Source organism: Micromonospora sp. CP22 (assembly GCF_009712475.1).
GTDB lineage: Bacteria > Actinomycetota > Actinomycetes > Mycobacteriales > Micromonosporaceae > Micromonospora.
The window spans coordinates 1-18,642 of sequence record NZ_VCJO01000029.1; the positions used below are offsets into that span (position 1 = coordinate 1).

Consider the following 18,642-nt stretch of genomic DNA (forward strand, 5'->3'; position numbering starts at 1 on the left):
GGACGCTCCCCCAACTCCGGCGGCGACTACGGCCTCCTGCCCTACCGCCCCGGAATCCTCACCCTCCAACGCTGACACGGCACTGATCCGGCTCGGGCACAGCCGGTGCGGGCGGGCTCGGTACACACCGAGCCCGCCCATCCCGCACCACCCACCACCATCACCACCAGGAGGTACCGACAGTGCGAGTCAACGCACATCACCCCCCGCCCTCGGGGGAGGCCCCCGCTGACCGGGTGCCCGCCAAAGTCCGCGGACGGCTGTTCAAGCTCGCCACGGCCGGGATCGCAGCCGCCGTCGGTCTGTTCACCATGACCGTGGCGACCAGTTCGGCGTCAGCCGCCGACAACCCGTACGAGCGGGGCCCGGACCCGACCCGGACCAGCGTCGCCACCGAGCGCGGCCCCTTCGCCAACACGTCGGTCAGTGTCCCGTCGGGGCACGGCTTCAACGGCGGCAGGATCTACTACCCGACCGACACCAGCCAGGGCACCTTCGGCGCCATCGCGATCTCGCCGGGTTACACCGCGCTGTTCTCCGTCGAGTTGGCCTGGATGGGGCCGTGGCTGGCGTCGCACGGCTTCGTCGTGATCGGCATCGAGACCAACAGCACCAACGACTTCGACACGGCCCGAGGCACCCAGTTGCTCGCCGCGTTGGACTACCTGACGCAGCAGAGCCCGGTTCGCGACCGGATCGACCCGAGCCGGTTGGCCGTTTCCGGTCACTCCATGGGCGGCGGTGGGGCGCTGAGCGCAGCCATGCGTCGCTCGTCGTTGAAGGCCGTCGTCGGCATCACGCCGTTCTCGCCGTCGTCGAACCTGGCCAGCAACCAGGTGCCCACGATGGTCATCTCCGGGCAGGCGGACACGGTGGTCACCCCGTCCTACGCCCTCGACCTGTACAACAGCCTTCCGGCCTCGACGGAGAGCGTCTACCTGGAGGTTGCCGGCGGGGATCACGGATTCATGGTCGGCCGGTCGAACCCGGTGTTGATCCGGACCATGCTGCCGTTCCTGAAGATGTTCGTCGACAACGACACCCGGTACAGCCAGTTCCTCTGCCCGCTGATGGACAACAGCGGCGTCGTCACCTACCGCAGCACCTGTCCGTTGCTGCCCACGCCGCCGACGACTCCGCCGCCGACCGGTGACCCGACCAGCCCGCCGCCGAGCACCGACCCGACCACGCCGCCGCCCTCCGGATCAACCGGCCAGATCGTCGGCACCCAGTCCAACCGGTGCATCGACGTACCCAACTCCTCCCGCAACAACGGCACCCGCGTCCAGCTCTACGACTGCCACGGGCAAGCCAACCAAACCTGGACCTACAACAGCACCACCAAACAACTCCGCGTCTACGGCGACATGTGCCTCGACGCCGCCGGCTCCGGCAACGGCGCCGCCGTCCAGATCTACAACTGCCACGGACAAACCAACCAACAGTGGAACCTCAACTCCAACGGCACCATCAGCGGCGTCCAATCCAACCGCTGCCTCGACGTCTGGAGCACCAACAACGGAGCCCAGATCCAGCTCTACGACTGCCACGGACAAACCAACCAACAGTTCCGCATCCGGTCCTGACCTGACCGACCCGACGCATCCTGGTCGGGTACGCGCAGGGCTGCACCTGACAGAGCGGATCGAAACGGGCGGGCTCGGCATCATGCCGGGCCCGCCCCTGCTTGTCCAGACCTCGTACGAACACCGGCGGGGCTGCCGGTCGCGGGCCGACCACGCAGCCCCGACCACCGCAGGACGGTGCTCCAGCGTCCCGCCTGCCGGACCCACGGTGTCGAAACATTAGGCGCTTCATTGACGGTCGTCAGAGATATGTCTAGTGTTTACATTAGTTAACATCGATGGAGGTGCCATGAAACGAACCAGGGCGGCGCTGGCTGGATTGGCCAGCTTCCTGCTCCTCACCGTGGGTCTTGTCGCCCTGTCATCACCGGCGTCCGCCGCGTCGCTGGTCGAGGTGACCAACTTCGGCAACAACCCGGGCGGCATGAGGATGCACATCTACGTGCCGGACAACCGTCCCGCCAACCCGGCCATCGTGGTCGCCATGCACGGCTGTGGTGGATCCGGGCCGGCCTTCTACTCGGGCAGCGAGTTCGCCTCGCTGTCGAATCAGTACGGGTTCATCGTGATCTACCCCAGCGCCATGCAGGAGGCCGGGTTCGGCAAGTGCTTCGACACCTGGTCGGAGGCGTCCAAGCGCCGTGGGGGTGGCAGCGACCCGGTCTCCATCGAGTCGATGGTCAACTACGCACGGACGCAGTACGGCGGTGACATCAACCGGGTCTACGCCACCGGCAGTTCCTCCGGCGGCATGATGACCCAGCACATGCTCGCGGTCTACCCCGACCTGTTCAAGGCCGGTGCGTCCTTCATGGGTGTGCCCTTCAACTGCTTCGCCAACGCGGCGGCCTACCCGCCCGGCGGCCCCTGCACCAACGGCACGATGAACCGGACCCCCCAGCAGTGGGGCGACGCGGTTCGGGGGGCGTACCCCGGTTACACCGGCCCGCGCCCGCCGATCCAGCTGTGGCACGGCACCAACGACACCCTCGTGCCCTACTCGCTGCTGGAGGAGTCGGTCAAGCAGTGGACCAACGTGCACGGGTTGAGCCAGAACCCGACGTCCACCGACACCCCGCAGCCCAGCTGGAACCGCCGCCGCTTCGGCACCCAGGTTGAGGCGTACGCCATCCAGGGCGCCGGGCACAGCCTGCCGTCCAGCGGCATGGCGCGGGTCGCCATCCAGTTCTTCGGCTTGGACCAGCCGACCACGCCGACGACTCCGCCGCCCACCTCGCCGCCGCCGAGCACCGACCCGACCACGCCGCCACCGAGCACCGACCCGACCACGCCGCCGCCCTCCGGATCAACCGGCCAGATCGTCGGCACCCAGTCCAACCGGTGCATCGACGTACCCAACTCCTCCCGCAACAACGGCACCCGCGTCCAGCTCTACGACTGCCACGGGCAAGCCAACCAAACCTGGACCTACAACAGCACCACCAAACAACTCCGCGTCTACGGCGACATGTGCCTCGACGCCGCCGGCTCCGGCAACGGCGCCGCCGTCCAGATCTACAACTGCCACGGACAAACCAACCAACAGTGGAACCTCAACTCCAACGGCACCATCAGCGGCGTCCAATCCAACCGCTGCCTCGACGTCTGGAGCACCAACAACGGAGCCCAGATCCAGCTCTACGACTGCCACGGACAAACCAACCAACAGTTCCGGATCCGGGCATGAGCTGACCGATCCAGCGGATTGAACCGAGCGGGCCCGGCGTCGCCGACGGGCCCGCTCGTCCGTGCGGCGCCGGCCGCTCTCAGCCGGCGCCGCGGGCATTCCTGGTTGTGCCGGCATCGGCGGCCCTGCGCTTGCTCGCGTTCGTGGGCCGTCTGCGGAGCACCGCCGCGACAGGAAAGAGCAGGGCGAAGCCGGCAAGCGACGTCACGATCACCATGACCAGCGCGCTGTTGCCGAAGCCCTGTGTCGCCATCACCGTCGCCGCCGAGATGTTGCGTTGCGCGGTGCCGAGCCCGAGCACTTCGCGGACATCGCGGTCCTTGCCGCCGAGCAGGTAGCCGATCACGAAGGCTCCGGCGATCATCAGCAGCGGTGGCCCGATCGCGCCCTCGACGAACAGTTCGATGATCGTCGGAATGTTGGCCAGCGTGGTGGCGACGACGAGCACCACCAGCGCGGCGGTGGAGAGGCGGCGGGTCAGTGCCGCCCACCGTCGGGCCCGCTCCGGCCAGCGACTGTTGATCAGAAGGGCGATGGCGAGCGGCAGAAGCATGGCCAGCACCAGCGGCGTGGCGAGTGCGACCACGGAGACCTCGGCCTCCGGCAGCACCCGGGGTACGACGATCGGCGCGTACAGCACGGTGACGGGCAGTAGCAGCACCAGCAAGGTTGCACTGAGTGCCACCTCGGCCCTGGCTGCCGCCGTCAGCTTGATCAGGAACGGTGCGCCGGCGGACAGTGCGACCAGGAGCAGTCCGGCCTCCAGCGGTCGGTCGATGGGCCAGAGCCGGAGGATGCCGACTGTGAACAGAGGAACCAGCACGAAGTTGGCCAGCAGGGCCCGCAGCAACGCCCGCACATCACGCAGCGGGGCGAGGATCTGCCTGGCCGAGTAGGCGAACCCGACGGAAAGCATCGAGGTCACGGCGAAGAACGGAACCGCGAGGTTCGCCACCGCGCTGAGAAGATCTGACAGCATCGTCACGTCACCCGCATCGTCAGTCCGGCTCGCTGGCGGCGGCCCTCGTCTTCGACGGCTGCGGCAAGCCCGGATGATCCGGTGGATAGGGCAACAACTCGGCGTCGATCCGCTCCCAGGTCGCGCGCATCTCGGCCAGCTTCTCGGGATGGTGACGGGCGATGTCCGCCTGCTCCCGACTCTCGACCGCCAGGTCGTACATCAGGTGGAAGGGGCCGTCGCGGCGCGGCCAGTTGCCCAGCACCGACCGCTCGCGCCGGTCGTACAGGTACTTGTAACGCCCGCTGCGCAACGCCCCCTGGCTGGAGGTACGCCAGAAGAGGTCGTGCTCGGGGAAGGCTGCGCCGTCGACGAGCCACGGCAACAGGCTCACCCCGTCGAGCGGGTAGCGGTCGTCCGGGCCGGTTCCACCGGCGTTGATCAGTGTCGCGGTCAGGTCGAGGGTGTCGACGGGTTCGTCGGTGGTCTGGCCGGCGGCCACGGCCGCCGGCCACCGCAGGATCAGCGGCACCCGGATGCCGCCTTCGGCCAGGTCACCCTTCTCACCCACGAGCGGCCAGTTCTTCGACCATCGCTCACCGCCGTTGTCGGAGGTGAAGACGACTATGGTGTTGTCCGCCCGGCCGGCGTCGGCCAGTGCGGCGAGCACCCTGCCGATGGCGGAGTCCATTTCTTCGACGATCTCGCCGTACTTCGCCAGGGAACCTCCGTCGGAATGGATCAACGGGGTGGGCACCGGCTGCTGGCTGAACCTGCGCCGGATCTCCTTGCCGATCTCATGGTCACCGCGCCCCTCCCAGGGCCAGTGTGGCGCGGTGTAGTTGAGCTGCACGTAGAACGGGCCGTCGTGGTCGGCGGCGACGAACTCGGCCGCACGGTCGGAGATCAGCGACGTGTAGTAGCCGACCTCCTCCACCGAGGTCTCACCCTCGTACAGGTCGGCCTCGCCGATGGTGTTGATGTGCTCGAAGTAGTCGATCGCACCGTCGAAGTTGCCGTAGAAGGTCTGGAAGCCGATCCGCAGTGGGCTGTACCAGGGCAGCCACCCGCAGTGCCACTTGCCGAACATGGCCGTCTGGTAACCGGCGGCCAGCAGCAACGACGACAGGGTCGGATGGTCGGCCGGGATTCCGTTCTCCTCCGTGTGCGAGGTCAGCGGTTCCTCCAGACCCGCCGGCAGTCGGGAGGGGTACCGCCCGGTGTAGAGCCCGATGCGGGTCGACGAACACCACGGCGAGCAGGCGTAACCGTGGCGGAACCGGATGCCCGCCTCGGCGAGTCGATCGAGATGGGGCGTACGGATAGTCGAAGAGCCGTAGCAACCCAGATCGGCCCAACCCAGGTCATCGGCCAGGATGAACAGGATGTTGGGCGGCTCGGCCGGGCGGCCACGACCCGACCCCCCGGCGACCGCTGCCCCTTCGGACGTCGCCATGCCCCTCGCATACCTGTTCGCCGAGGCATCAAACGTCGCATCCGGGAAGCGCTACTCACCGCGGCGGGGAACTACGCTGATCGTGCCGTCGCGTTCGAGATGGGCGAGCCGCACCCGGGACAGGTCGGCCTCGCTGCCGGACTCACGCAGGGCCTCGTCCAGATCCGCCCGGGAGATGTGGCTCTTTCGCATCCCGGGACGGAGCTGCCCGTCCTCGACGAGCAGGATCGGACTGCCCTTGACCAACGGCCCGAACCACCTGAGGTGGCAGGAGAGCGTTGCGATCAACCGGTGGAGCAGGATGAGCACGAAACCGGCCAGCCAGACCGAGAAGGGGTTCAGCGTGTTCGTGATGGCCCGGCTCATGATCGAGCCGAACATGACCGCGACGACGAGATCGAACGCGGTGGCCTTACCGAACAGCCGCTTGTGCCCGACGCGGACGATCACCACCGACACGATGAAGGTCAGCACCGCCCTCAGTGCCATGTGACCGGGACCGAGTTCGTCCGCACCGATGCCGAGCAGCGACTCCAGCAGGCTCATCATCCGACCAGTTCCATCACCGTTCTACGGATGAACGCGGGCGATAGCTAGCATACGCCCACATTCAGGACAAAAACGGGTGGAGTCGGAGATGTAGCGATCCGGCTAGTTGCCCACCGGTTCGGGCCGTCGGGTTCGCCCCTGCCTCTTCACGTGCTCGATGAGCGCGACGAGGACCTCCTTGGACGACTGCCGCTGCCGCGCGTCACAGAGCATGACCGGCACGTCCGGGTCGAGGTCCAGGGCCAGTCGCACCTCGTCGAGGCTGTAGCGGCGGGCATTCTCGAAGCAGTTGACAGCCACGATGAACGGCAGCCTCGCCCGCTCGAAGTAGTCGACGGATGGGAAGCAGTCGGCCAGCCGTCGGGTGTCCGCCAGGACCACGGCACCCAGGGCACCGATGGTGAGTTCGTCCCAGACGAACCAGAAGCGGTCCTGGCCCGGGGTGCCGAACAGGTAAAGGACGAGTTGCTCGCTGATGGTGATCCGGCCGAAGTCCATCGCCACGGTCGTCGTCGACTTCGCCTCCACACCGGAGATGTCGTCGACGCCCACTCCCTGCTCGGAGAGGACCTCCTCGGTCCGCAGCGGTTTGGTCTCGCTGACGGATCCCACGAGGGTGGTCTTGCCTACGCCGAAGCCACCCGCGATGAGGATTTTGATGGCGGTGGGGAGGGTCGCCTGACCCGTCCGCTCAGAGTTGACGTAGTCCATTGATGAGCGCCTCGAATACGCTGTCGTCGGGAAGGGTGGCGGCTTGGCGAGGTTCGTTGACCTGGACGAATCCCTGAGCGATCAGTCCGTCAAGCAGCACGCGGATGGTGCCGAGGGGCAGGCTGAGGTGTGCGGCCACTTCCGCGAGCGCAAGCGGACGCTGACAGAGGTGGATGATCTTCGCCTGCTCTGGTGCAATGCCCACTTCGGAGGGCGGGGCCGATCGGGTCGCCAGGACAATGGCGACCACGTTGAAGCTGTTGGCTGGCTTCGCCCGCCCGCCGGTAACGGCGTACGGCCGGACAACCGGCCCGGCTGCATCGTCTAACCAGACCGGTTCTTCGTCGGGCATCGTCATGGCGGCCCCTAGTTGTTGGTGTGCTGACTCGGCCGGGTCGGAGAGGCGAGGAACTTGCCGGCTCGGGCAACGACCATCGCCATCTCGTATGCGACAAGTCCGACGTCGGTGTCTTCAGCCGCGAGGACGGCCAGGCATGCGTTGCTGCCGGCCGCGGTGACGAACAGGAACGACGACTTCATCTCGATGATGGTCTGTTGAACGGGCCCACCACCGAACCGCTTACTGGCGCCCTTCGCGAGGCTCTGGATGCCCGAGGCCATCGCGGCGAGATGCTCCGCGTCGTCCCGGCTGAGCTGGGCGGAGGAGGCCATGAGCAGGCCGTCGGCGGAGAGCACGATGGCATGCTCGGCCTGTTTCACACGCCCGACCAGGTCGTCGAGCAGCCAGGCCAAATCGCCCGCGGAATTCTGCTGCACTTGCCCGTTCCTCTTTCTCACCGGTCAGTTTCGACCGCAACCGTTTCGTCGGCGGCGGCGTGGGGTTCCTGCTGGTCGTCGGCGTTGACGAGACGGGCGGCGTCATCGCGCCCACGGCGGGTGCCAGATTGATAAGAGGCCATCATCCTGCGGATGTCGTCCGGGGACCGGACCGCCTCGTCGTCGTCCGGTGCCGTCGTCTGGCCCGGCGACGTGTCGCGCAGTTGTCGTGCGATGTTGGCCTGGCGAACCCGCATGGGTAGCCCGTGCTCGGTGTGCTCGACGCGGGTGGTCGAAGGTGCCGGCCGCTGCGGCGCGCTGGGCACGCTCGTGTCCGGCCCCTCGACGACGGCGGCGGCGTCGGCGGCGGCACGCAGTGGACGCACCGCCGGCAGCTCCACCGTCTCGCCGTGCACGGGTGCGGGCTCGGCGAGGGCGACAGACGTCTGTCGTGTGGTGGAGGCGCGCTGGGCGTCACCGGCGGCAGCTGCCTCCTTGGCAGCGTCCGCTGCCGGCGCTGACGTGGCGACGATCGGATCGGCGGTCGTGACCAGATCCTTGGGGATGAGCACAACCGCGGTCGTTCCGCCGTACGGAGAAGGCTTCAGCCGCACCGCGATGTGGTGTTTGGCGGCCAGCCGACTGACGACGAACAACCCCAGCTTCTTGACGTCGGCGAGGTTGAACTCGACAGCGGTGGCGAGACCGGCGTTCGCGGCGTCCAGGTCGTCCTCGGCCATGCCGAGACCCCGGTCCTCGATCTCGATGGCGAAGCCGTTGGCGACGAGTTGCCCCCGCACCTCGACCGGGGTGCTCTTCGGCGAGAAGGTCAGGGCGTTCTCGATCAGTTCGGCGAGGAGGTGGATGATGTCACCGGCGGCCCGGCCGACGAGCGCGACCGACCCGAACGGCATGACCTTCACCCGGGTGTAGTCCTCCACCTCCTGCACGGCGGCACGCGCGACGTCGACCATCGGCACGTTCCGACGCCAGCCACGGCCGGGCGTCGCGCCGGAGAGAACGATCAGGTTCTCGGCGTTACGCCGCATCCGGGTGGCGAGGTGGTCGACGCGGAAGAGGTCTTCGAGCTCGTCGGCATCCTCCTGTCGGCGCTCCATCTCGTCGAGGAGGGTCACCTGGCGGTGGACGAGGGCCTGGGTGCGCCGGGCCAGGTTCAAGAACACATCGCGTACGTTTCGACGCAGTTCCGCCTGCTCGACCGCCGTGCGGACAGCCGTCTCCTGGACGGCGTTGAATGCCTGGCCGACCTGCCCGATCTCGTCGGAGCCGAAGTCGAGGGGTGGCGCCTCCGCCGCGACGTCCACCTTCTCACCGCGCTGGAGGCGCTCGACCACTGCCGGAAGTCGTTCGTCGGCGAGCTGATGGGCCGCGTCGCGCAGCCGCTGAAGTTGGGCGACGAGCGCTCGCGCGGTGGTGATCGAGACGACGATCGACGCGATGACCGCGAGCAGACCCAGACCGGCGGCCAGGACCAACCGTACGATCACGCCGACCGCGACCGGGGCGGCGCGCTGCACCACGTTGTCACCGCTGTCGAGGACCATCTCCTGTAGATGGGTCAACGCGTTGTCGGCGACCTCGTCCCATTCCTCGACGGTGACGGGCGGGCGGGCCGACGTCCTGGCGTTGATGATCCGGTCCTCGAGCTGCCGCAGACTCCGGAACGCATCGCCGTTGACGACCTGGTTGAAGGCTCGCTGATCGGCGTCGTTGAGCTTGGTGCGCCCGGCGACGAAGCGCTGCGAGATGACCAGCTCGGTGAATCGGTACTGCTCACCAGCGGTGATCCGGCTGGTGGCCAGCGCTCCGGTGAGCAGCGCGTCCTCCTGCGAGATGATCTCGCGGAGACGGTACAGCTCGATCAGGTTCCGAGTGTCCTGCTGGATCTCGGTGTCATCGAGCGTGCCGACGACGTCGTAGATCGCGAACAGCGATTCGACGAGCGAGCTGTAGGTGGTGATGGTGCTCGCCCGGTCGATCGACCGACTGTCCACGGACTCGCGGACGTTCTTCAGGCGATCGAGTTCGGCAATGGTCTCGTCGACGCGTTGTTCGGCCTCACGATCCGCCGCCAGGCGGGCCAGCCGGCCGCGTGCGCTCGACATGAAGACTTTGGCGTTCTCGTCGACAGCCGCGCGGGCGTCATCGAGTGCGCCCTTCCGCTCGGCGGTGGGATCACCGAGGTAAGCCACGGTGCGACGTCGCTCGACCTGGAGATCCAACAACAGCGGCTCGCTCGGAGAGACGATCTGACTGTCCACCGCTTGCACACCAAGGAGGTTCACACCCTCTCGTAAGGTGACCCAGGCAGCGAATGCCCAAAGGGCAACGAGAGAGGCGAGAAGCGCGATGACCTTTGTGCGCAGATTGGCGCTGCGAGACCGCATTGAACCGTCCATGCCGAGCAGAAGAAACTTGTCGACAGGGGCATGCCGACCAAGCCGCCGGTGTAGGCAGACCGACGCACGCTAGCAGTTGTCTGACTATCGACTCAAGGTCGTAACTATGAGTTATATCCATAGTGGACAGTGGTTCTTGGGCAGTTCGATCGCGGAATGCGACCGGCAAACCTAAAGCTCGTTCAGAAGGGGAGGTCAACGGCTTCCCGGTGCCGCGTCGGGCTGGTGATCGACTCGCCTCAGCCGCCGGCCGACAGGCAGACCAGCTCGGCGTCGGTGGTCACGCGAACACACTCGGTTGCCGGGCCCGAGACCCCGTACCCGGCCGCACCCCTCCGATGGTCGCCGCCCGAGGGTGGGCCGATGTCACCGGACCCCCCAGAAGTCGGTGCCGTGATAGAAGCCGACCGTGAAATCGAGTACGCGCCGAAGGTAGGCCACCTGCCTCGGGCTGACCCTGGTCAACGGATCGAGCAGTTTCTGGCACTGGTCGGCCTGATCCACCGCCTGCTTGCGCACCTGCTCCTCGTCAAGGCCCAGCATCAGGATGTTCAGGTCGCCGCCCTTGACGTCCCGCTTGTAGCTGGCCAGGTCGTTGACCAGCCGCAGCACCTTCTCCACCGCGTAGCTGGCGGTGGCCAGCGCGGCCAGCTGCTCCTCCGTCTCCACCGCGTCGGTGGCGATCCAGTGCGAGATGTTGACCCAGGTAGCGCCGTATCCGGCGGCGTTGGCCAGGTACTCATCGGCGGACGGCAGAGCGGTTCCGCTCGCGCTGTTCGCTCTCCACTGCCACTCCCGCAGCTCCGCGTCGAGCATCCGGCGCAACTCGTCTCGCCACAGGTGCCCCAGGCGGGCGAACCCGGGCGTGGCCGTCAGGTCGTCGCGGATATCGGCCAGGAACTGCGTGAGTTGGTCATCGGCTGCGGGCGCGCCGCCCTCCGCCACGGCGAGACAGGCGGCGACGGTAGCCGTGGCCTCCTCCAGCGAAATGATCTCCGAGTCGATCCGCCAGTCCTCAGCGGTCACCCACAGCGATGTACGGTTCGCCGTTCGTAGCTCGGCGGCGGTGCACCATGGAGCGATGAACGCGGTGGACATCGCCAGCGCGCTCAGCATCGCCCCGTCGACGGGCGGGTCCGGAAACAGGGCCGGATAACTGGCGACCCGCTCCTGCAGGTCGCGATGACCGCGCGTGGCCACGGAACAGATGCGTCCCTGTTCGGCGGTGCGCTCGAACGTGGCGGCCAGGGGTTCCGTGGACATCAGAGGCTCCTACCGGCGACAGAGTGCTCGCGACGGGACAGGGTCAGTTCGACTCGCCGCCCTGGACGCAACGACGCGGCGACCCGTGGCGTGGGCACTGTGCGGTCGGTGAGGGTGACCCGGAACTTGCTGACCAGGGTCGCCACGATCAAGAGGGCCTCCACGTTGAACAGGTGCTCCCCGAGGCATCGATGCATGCCGAGGCCGAACGGGAAGTAGGCGCGGCGACGGTCCTTCTCCGCCTCGGCCCGGCCCGGGGCGAAGCGCTCCGGGTCGAAGGATTCGGCGGCCTCACCCCAGTAAGCCGTCATCCGCTGAGTGGCGTACGGAGAGATGATCACCGTCGCGCCCGGTCGTATCCGTACGCCCCCCAGCACGTCGGCGGCCACCGCCCGCCGGGGGACGATCCAGCCTGCGGGGTACAGCCGCAGTAGTTCGTTGAGCACCATCTGCGTGTAGGTGAGCTGGGGCAGCTGCTCTGCGCGTACCGGCCCCGCCCCGACCACCTCGTCGACTTCTGCGTACAGCCGGTCCGCGACGTCGGGGTGGTTGGCGAGGACCGGCCAGAGCCAGGTCAGCACGACATAGCTGGTCTCCGTGGTGACGGCCACCATCGACACCAGGTCGTCGCGCATCTGGCGTTCGGACAACGGTTGACCGTCGCGCTGGGCGCGTGCCAGGGTCGACAGCACGTCGTCACCGTCGCCGGGCTCACGTACCGCGGCGCGCAGCACTGGGAGCAGGATGTCGTCGATGGCCTGCACGGAGCGATGGAAGCGACGGTCGCCCGGCATCGGGACCCACCACGGCGCGAACGGGGCCAACAGGCGTGACGCCATGGCGGTGACGATGGCCTCCTGTGCCTCCATGATGCGCAACGCTTCGTCGACCGAGACCCGCGAGTCGAAGAACACCCGCATGATGGCGGCGCAGACAAGGCGTGCCAGCTCGCTGCCGATGTCGACGACGCTGCCCGCTGCCGCCGCCTCCTCCAGCCGGCTGGTCGCCTCGTCGATGGCTTGCGCCATCGGGTCCACCAGTGCGTCAAGGCGGCCCCGCCGGAACAGCGGGGCGAGCGTCCGGCGGGACGCCAACCAGGTGTCGCCCTCGGCGAGGATCCCGTCGCCGACCAGTTTGCGGACAGATCGCCACAGTGCGGTGTCATCGCCCCGGGGGTAGTTCGCGGCCCGCTCCTGGAGCACCTGGTGCACATGCTCCGGATCGGTCACCAGGTAGGGGCGGGAGACTCCGAGCCCCAGGCGCACCACCGCGCCGCCGGCGGCGTTACCGGCGTCCACCAGGGACTGGTGTGCGTTTCGGAGGAAGCTCGGCAGGGCTTGCCAAGCCGGCACCGTCACGGGTTTGCTGACTGTCCCTACCTTCGGCGTCACCGTTGGCCTCCTCCCAAAGCCTCGCCCTGAAAGTTGCCGAGAGCACAACTTCCAGGGCTTAGTCAGGGCTCAGTGTGCAATTCGTGAAGGCGATCTCGCAATGGGTGACCACCTTCGTCACTCAACCTTGCGGCGACAGCCACACCTGTGTCAGTCCGGGACGGATCCTCCCGTTTGGACGCATCGGTGCCTGGCACCACGTGAGTCGGTCAACCCTTGGGCGTGACGTCGACGGCTTCGGCTACCACCTGTCCCACGAAGGGTTCACGCAGCGCCGCCGAGATCATCCCGAGCCGTCGCGCATCGGCGTCCACGTCCATGCGCTCGATCATCGGTGGCCGTTGTTCCAGCGAGGGATCCTGCTCGTGGCTGACGAGTTGCCCCTGCCGCTGGCGATGTACCGCGGCGAGGATGGCCGCCGCCTCGCCGGCCGCCGTCGCTCGTTCCTTCTCCCAGCCCGCCTCGATCGCGCGGCGCCGGGCCGCCGCCTGCACGCTCGGATCGAGTTTGCCGATGGCCTGCAATCCGTCACCGATCTCGACGCATCGTCGGTAGAGCCGCTGTCCCAGACCCCACGTCGCACCACGGGCGCGTTCAGGTCGACGAGGCGGATGCAGCGCGATGGTCGGGGATGCCTGATACAGCAGGAACCACAGGGCGTGCAGCTGGCGGTACGCCTCACTCCGACGGGGCCAGGCGCGCAGGCTGTCGACGGCCTTCCACACCGTGGCCAGCACGAAGCTCGAACAGGTCAACGACACCGACAGGGCGACCAGGGTCTGCGAGGCGGCGGGTTCCGGCCATGGTGCCCGTACGCCGGACAACGCGAGAGCGATGAAGAACGCCTTGTGCCCGACGTAGGCACCGCCGAACCCGGCTCCGCCGCTGAGCAGGCGCATCACCACCTTCAGCCGGGTGCCGGCATATCTGGCATAGCCGAGGGACATGCGCAGGATGTCGGCCACCGACACGGCGAGGTACAGCAGGAAGGCCAGCATGTAGACGCCGACCTCGGGTAGGTCCCCGTACCGCTCGGCGAAGTGCAGCGGCTCGGAGGCCGGGAAGTCCGCCGCCCAGAACATCGTGGCCATCACCGCGAACACGACGACCAGCAGGGCCAGCCGCCGACGGATCTGCCGCCGCGCCCGCTCTGGGTCGCCGAGGTGCAGAAAGAGGAACTGGATGGCGGTCGCCGTCAGCAGTGCCGAGCCGTGCTCGGCGAGCTTCGCCAGATTCGGTACGCCGGTGACCTGGTCGATGAAGCTGTAGACCGGTGCCCAGCCGAGCGTGACGGCGAGACCGCAGCCCAGACAGATGCCCACACTCGCCCAGATCTTCTGGTCCCTCGGGTCGCGGACCAGCGCACCCAGCTTGACGACGAGAGCCACCGCGGCCACGAGCGCGGCGACGACATGGCCGATGGCCACCAGCACCTGCTGCTCCTGTCTAGTCGGTCAGCGTCGCCGCGATGCGGTACATCACTGCGGCGGTGTGCTCGTGCAGGTTCTCGAAGGCCCCGACCTGGCCCACCTTGTCAAGCCGCGCCCCCAGATAGGTGGCCAACAGTTCGGCGTCCATCTCCTGCTGCTGATCGAAGGACGATGCCGACCGGGCGAGGATGCTCACCGCCCGATCGGCGTCCTCGCGCTCGGCCGGTTGCGCCGGACCGTCGACGACCGCCGCGCCGGTGTGCTTCAGCGCGATGTGCATCAGCTCGTGCAACGTCGTCTGGACCTGTAGCACCGGCGACGAGTCGCGGTTGTAGAGCACGTAGTCCGTCTCGGCCGTCGCCACCCACAGTCCGCACGGTCCGGCTGGCTCGTCGACGGTCATCGCGACGAACCGGATGGGGCGGCCACGTTGCTGTTCGATCGCGGATGCCAACGCCGGAACGGTCAACGGCACCGGCAGGGCGATATCAAGCCGACGCAGCAACCTTCGAGCGCGGCGCTTCTGGTGCCACATCGCGTCATCACCCTTCTGCGGGCAGTGCCCGAGACGCCTCCCGCTCGTGCGTCACTCCGACCACAAGGGTCAGGGTCCGGCCGTCAGCGCTCGTATCAGCCACGATAGTGGCGCTCGCAGACAGGCAGCATAGTCAAGCCGGGGCACCCACAGGAGTCGGCGAGGACTGCTCGCGGCGGGGGCGGGCGGCAGGTGCCGGAGGCAGCCTCGGCTGGCACACGGGTGACCTGCGGCAGGAGGTGTCACCGGCAAAAAACCGGCAGTTCCCCGCTACCGGCGTCGCTACATCGGGATCGTAAGCGGTTGATGCAGAATTCGAGGGGTGCTCGACGTCCAGGAATCCCCCAGCCGCCGCGTGTCCCCACGACTCGCTCGGGTCGTCACCGAGGTTTTCGCGCCGGCGCTCCTGGCCGCAGTCATGCCGGTCGTCGTCGCGCTGCACACCACCGCGCCGGCCGTCGGGCCGGGTCTCGGCTGGGCGCTGGTCGGTGCGCTGTTCTGCTCGGTGATCCCCAACAGCCTCATCTGGTGGGGGGTCCGCCGGGGGCGACTCAGCGACCATCACATCCGGGTACGCGAGCAGCGGCGCACACCCCTGGTGTACGGGCTCGTCTCCGTACTGGTCGGTCTGGCTCTGCTGATCGGCTTCCGGGCGCCCCGGCCGGTCATCGCGATGGTCGTCGTGATGTTCGGCCTGGGCCTCGCCGTGACCTTGGTGAACCTGGTGTGGAAACTGAGCATTCACGCGGCGGTCGCCGCCGGATCGGGCGCCGTCCTGGTCATCGTCTTCGGAGCGAAGCTGCTCCTCGCCGCTCCCGCAGTCGTCCTCGTGGGTTGGTCGCGCGTCGTGCTTCGCGACCACACCGTCGGTCAGGTGATCGCCGGCACCGTGGCCGGTCTCGTCGTGGCGGTGCCGATCTTCCTGCTGCTTCGGTAGCTACTGCGTCGGCCGGTCTCGCCGCGCCGACTTGTTACGCGCCTCCAGCGCGGCGACCTGCTCGACGATCCTGCGCAGACTGGCGCGCGGAACTCCCGGCGGCAGCCGGCGGGCCAGCACCGTGATGGTCTCCAGGTCGGGATCAACCTCGATCTCGCCGGAGTCGGCGTCGGCCACGGCGTCGAAGAAGTAGTTCGGCTGCACCCGGAAGAAGTTCGCCAGTTGCTGGATCGCCGACCGTGAGGGGTTGTCTCTCGCGCCGCTGAGCAGATAGTTCACGTAGCTGGTCGACAGTCCCGTCCCCTTGGCGACCTCGTCCGGCGAGTAGGGCTCGTCGGTGCCAGGCTTGACGTGGGTATCCAGCAGATGCCTGAGTCTCGCCGCGAAGGACGGTTTTCCCACGTCCTCGCCACCGTCCCCCATGACCGCCCTCCCATCCCAGAGCGCCACAATCGTGGTGAACCCGGATACCTGCTCCACAATAGTTGCAGGAGCAGATCGACCGTGCTTCACTAGCGGAGCCCGACCACTTCAGTGGCCGCGACGCCACACTGGACAACCATAGTGACGGCATGGCCGCGCCCGTCCTCCCGCAGGGGCCGAGACGATATTACGGTCGGGTAACAATCGCCAGGCGTGGCGGGGTCGCAGATCGGGGGATGTGCGAATCGCGTTGGATACGCGTCCCGACCCGGGATGCCACCGGCGACGAAAGACGACCGGGCCGACACCGCCGCACATTGCACCTGCGCCGACCCACGATCTGGCATTCGGTGGCCCCGGGCCCCATCGCCCGGGGCCACAACGCCGATCAATGTCTGTGACGTACGCGCTCGACCCTCACGACCGTCGAGGCACCTCCGCGTACCCCGTGGTCGATAACGCGCCGGGGTCGCGGCCACGCCCGTGGTGTGGTGTGGTAACCGGACGCGGCCGACTCCTTCCCCCGTAGGAGTCGGCCGCTACTGCGATCCGGGTCGCACCCCCCTCATCCTCCGGCCGCCGGTGCCGCTCGGCACAACCCGCGCCCTGGTGCGACAGCCCTCCGTTGCGGAACGAACGCCCCAGGTGCCGGCGACCCTTCACCAAATCATCTTAACGGTTAAGATAATTCCATGCCTATATCGACCGACTTCTCAGTGGCGATCGCCGGTGCTGGCCTCTCCGGCCTCTGCCTCGCCCAGTACCTGACGCGCGCCGGCGTCGACGTGCACGTCTACGAACGGGACCCGGGGCCCTTCGTCAGACGACAGGGCTACCGGATCATCCTCGACCAACACGGGCTTGAGGCGCTGCGGGAGAGCCTGCCCCGCCCGTTGTACCGCCTGGCGCTGACCACCGGCGACCAGCCCGGCGGGCACATGCGCTTCACCGACAGCCGCCTGCGGGACGCATTCACCATCACCTTCAAGGACGAACCGCACGCGACCCGGCAGCTCGACCGGCTGACCCTGCGGTCGATCCTGCAATCCGGACTGGACGGACGCATCCACTACGGCAAGGCCGCCGTCGCGGTGGACAGCGACGGCCAGGCAGGACCGCGACTACGGTTCTCCGACGGCACAGCCGCCACGGCATCCGTCGTCGTGGGCGCGGACGGCGTCGGCTCGGCGATACGCGCGCAGCTCATGCCGGACGCGGAGCCGTCGAGCACCCCTATGGTCGGCATCTACGGCCGGTCACCGCTTCGACACAACGGCGCGAGCGTCATCCCGGACGCCCTGCGTACCAGCGGGGTCCTGGCCATCGCCGACCAGCCCGGACGCGCCTTCTTCTTCACCTCGATGCACTTCGGCGAGAGCCCACGGACGGCGTTCGCCCGGCTGGCCCCGGGCAGCTACGCGCCCACCGGCGACGACTACGTCATGTGGGCGATGCTGCTCCGGCAGGAGGAGGTGCCCACCGGCATCCGCAGGAACCTACTGGCGTTGTGGCAGCTGGTCGACCGGATGAGCGCCGACTTCCACCCGCTCGTCCGGCGGCTGGTCGACACGGCCGAGCCGGACGCCACGGTGCTCAACCTCTTCGCCACCGGCCGACGCCCGCACCGGTGGGCGATGCCCCGGGCGACGATGATGGGCGACGCGGTACACGCGATGCCGCCGTTCGGCGCGCACGGCGGCAACACCGCACTCCGCGACGCCGCCCTGCTGGGCCGCAAACTTGTCGAGGCCCGGACGAACGGCACGCCGGTGGAGGAGGCGATCGACGGCTACCAGGACGAGATGGTCCGCTACGCCTTCCGCGCCGTCGGCACCGCCAGCCGATTGATGCGCCGGCTCACCGGCAGCGCCGCCGCACCACACTGGGTCCTGACCCGGGTGTTACCTCGGCTGCACCGGGTGACCGTACCGGAGGCATGATTGCCGGCATGTCCCACCAGCCGGCTCGTGCGTCCGCGATCGCCGACCTCATGCGTGCCGGGCGGGAGACGTCCCGCCTGGCCACGGTGTTCCGGTACGCCATCGCGGAGCGGCTGGGCCTCACCGTGAGCGACCTGGAGTGCCTGGACTACCTGGCGGACGTCGAATCCGCCACCGCAGGTCAGGTCGCCGAGCGGACCAACCTCACCACCGGGGCCGTGACCAGCATGCTCCGCCGGCTCCAGCAGGCCGGCTACGTCACCGCCGAACGCGATCCCGCAGACCGACGGCGGGTCATCGTCACCCTGCGTCCGGAGCGGATCGCCGAGTTGGAGCGACCGTACGAACGGTTCGCCGCCCGCGTGGAACAGCTCGTCGAGGGCTACCGCGTCGAGGAGATCAAGCTGCTGGTCCAGCACTACGACCGTATGCAGGCGATGTACCTCGCCGAACTGGACCACCTCCGCAGCGGCGACAGCGCGCAGCGATCCGCCTGACGGTCGTTCGGAGAGCGGCTGCGGTTCCGGACCATCATGGCCGGATCCGTGGGACGGCCGTCGTTGCCGTGATCGATATCTG

General features: G+C 68.0%; 17 protein-coding genes. 5 read left to right on the plus strand and 12 right to left on the minus strand.

Going from position 1 to position 18,642, the window contains the following annotated elements; translation table 11 throughout:
- Positions 1 to 236: 236 nt before the first annotated feature.
- Together FF096_RS24965 and FF096_RS24970 are read left to right on the plus strand one after the other, a co-directional pair.
- The gene (locus FF096_RS24965) at positions 237 to 1,586 is read left to right on the plus strand and encodes a ricin-type beta-trefoil lectin domain protein (RefSeq protein WP_309223891.1); all 1,350 of its coding nucleotides are present in this window, start codon (positions 237 to 239) and stop codon (positions 1,584 to 1,586) included.
- Between the two features lie 289 nt (positions 1,587 to 1,875).
- Complete coding sequence (locus tag FF096_RS24970) at positions 1,876 to 3,273, plus strand: PHB depolymerase family esterase (RefSeq protein WP_155222011.1); 1,398 nt, start codon at positions 1,876 to 1,878, stop codon at positions 3,271 to 3,273.
- 79 nt (positions 3,274 to 3,352) lie between these two features.
- Here FF096_RS24970 and FF096_RS24975 read toward each other — a convergent pair whose 3' ends face one another.
- The 11 genes from FF096_RS24975 to FF096_RS25025 all read right to left on the minus strand — a co-directional run bounded on the left by FF096_RS24975 (position 3,353) and on the right by FF096_RS25025 (position 14,763).
- Positions 3,353 to 4,252: a bile acid:sodium symporter family protein gene (locus FF096_RS24975; protein ID WP_155222012.1), complete on the minus strand. Its 900-nt coding sequence runs from the start codon at positions 4,250 to 4,252 to the stop codon at positions 3,353 to 3,355.
- Between the two features lie 19 nt (positions 4,253 to 4,271).
- Positions 4,272 to 5,687 carry a sulfatase gene (locus FF096_RS24980; protein ID WP_155222013.1) on the minus strand — a complete coding sequence of 472 codons (1,416 nt, stop codon included), beginning with the start codon at positions 5,685 to 5,687 and terminating at the stop codon, positions 4,272 to 4,274.
- Between the two features lie 51 nt (positions 5,688 to 5,738).
- Positions 5,739 to 6,236 (minus strand): DUF421 domain-containing protein, encoded by a 498-nt coding sequence (locus FF096_RS24985; protein ID WP_155222014.1) that lies wholly within the window; start codon positions 6,234 to 6,236, stop codon positions 5,739 to 5,741.
- A gap of 102 nt (positions 6,237 to 6,338) precedes the next feature.
- Positions 6,339 to 6,947 carry an ATP/GTP-binding protein gene (locus FF096_RS24990; RefSeq protein WP_155222015.1) on the minus strand — a complete coding sequence of 203 codons (609 nt, stop codon included), beginning with the start codon at positions 6,945 to 6,947 and terminating at the stop codon, positions 6,339 to 6,341.
- Complete coding sequence (locus FF096_RS24995) at positions 6,928 to 7,305, minus strand: DUF742 domain-containing protein (RefSeq protein ID WP_155222016.1); 378 nt, start codon at positions 7,303 to 7,305, stop codon at positions 6,928 to 6,930. The genes FF096_RS24990 and FF096_RS24995 overlap by 20 nt, the downstream gene beginning before the upstream one ends.
- 8 nt (positions 7,306 to 7,313) lie before the next feature.
- Entirely contained in the window at positions 7,314 to 7,724 is a 411-nt protein-coding gene (locus FF096_RS25000; RefSeq protein ID WP_309223892.1) for a roadblock/LC7 domain-containing protein, read from the minus strand.
- A 17-nt stretch (positions 7,725 to 7,741) separates the two neighbouring features.
- Positions 7,742 to 10,132, minus strand: coding sequence for a nitrate- and nitrite sensing domain-containing protein (locus FF096_RS25005; RefSeq protein ID WP_155222017.1), 2,391 nt, complete (start codon positions 10,130 to 10,132; stop codon positions 7,742 to 7,744).
- Positions 10,133 to 10,510: 378 nt separating this feature from the next.
- On the minus strand, positions 10,511 to 11,407 hold the full coding sequence (locus FF096_RS25010) for a terpene synthase family protein (protein ID WP_155222018.1): 897 nt from the start codon (positions 11,405 to 11,407) through the stop codon (positions 10,511 to 10,513).
- On the minus strand, positions 11,407 to 12,759 hold the full coding sequence (locus FF096_RS25015) for a cytochrome P450 (RefSeq protein WP_309223896.1): 1,353 nt from the start codon (positions 12,757 to 12,759) through the stop codon (positions 11,407 to 11,409). Before FF096_RS25015 ends, FF096_RS25010 begins: the two co-directional genes overlap by 1 nt.
- A 248-nt stretch (positions 12,760 to 13,007) precedes the next feature.
- Entirely contained in the window at positions 13,008 to 14,231 is a 1,224-nt protein-coding gene (locus tag FF096_RS25020; protein WP_155222020.1) for an MAB_1171c family putative transporter, read from the minus strand.
- Positions 14,232 to 14,244: 13 nt separating this feature from the next.
- Complete coding sequence (locus FF096_RS25025; RefSeq protein WP_155222021.1) at positions 14,245 to 14,763, minus strand: ImmA/IrrE family metallo-endopeptidase; 519 nt, start codon at positions 14,761 to 14,763, stop codon at positions 14,245 to 14,247.
- A 322-nt stretch (positions 14,764 to 15,085) separates the two neighbouring features.
- Between FF096_RS25025 and FF096_RS25030 the strand changes: the two genes are divergently transcribed.
- Positions 15,086 to 15,700, plus strand: coding sequence for a phosphoesterase PA-phosphatase (locus tag FF096_RS25030; protein ID WP_309223893.1), 615 nt, complete (start codon positions 15,086 to 15,088; stop codon positions 15,698 to 15,700).
- Here FF096_RS25030 and FF096_RS25035 read toward each other — a convergent pair whose 3' ends face one another.
- Positions 15,701 to 16,123, minus strand: a complete 423-nt coding sequence (locus tag FF096_RS25035; RefSeq protein WP_155222022.1) for a helix-turn-helix domain-containing protein — start codon at positions 16,121 to 16,123, stop codon at positions 15,701 to 15,703.
- Positions 16,124 to 16,815: 692 nt separating this feature from the next.
- On the opposite strand from FF096_RS25035, the gene FF096_RS25040 reads away from it, so the two are divergent.
- Entirely contained in the window at positions 16,816 to 18,063 is a 1,248-nt protein-coding gene (locus FF096_RS25040) for an NAD(P)/FAD-dependent oxidoreductase (protein WP_155222023.1), read from the plus strand.
- A gap of 8 nt (positions 18,064 to 18,071) precedes the next feature.
- Positions 18,072 to 18,560: a MarR family winged helix-turn-helix transcriptional regulator gene (locus FF096_RS25045; protein WP_230462952.1), complete on the plus strand. Its 489-nt coding sequence runs from the start codon at positions 18,072 to 18,074 to the stop codon at positions 18,558 to 18,560.
- Positions 18,561 to 18,642 lie beyond the last annotated feature (82 nt).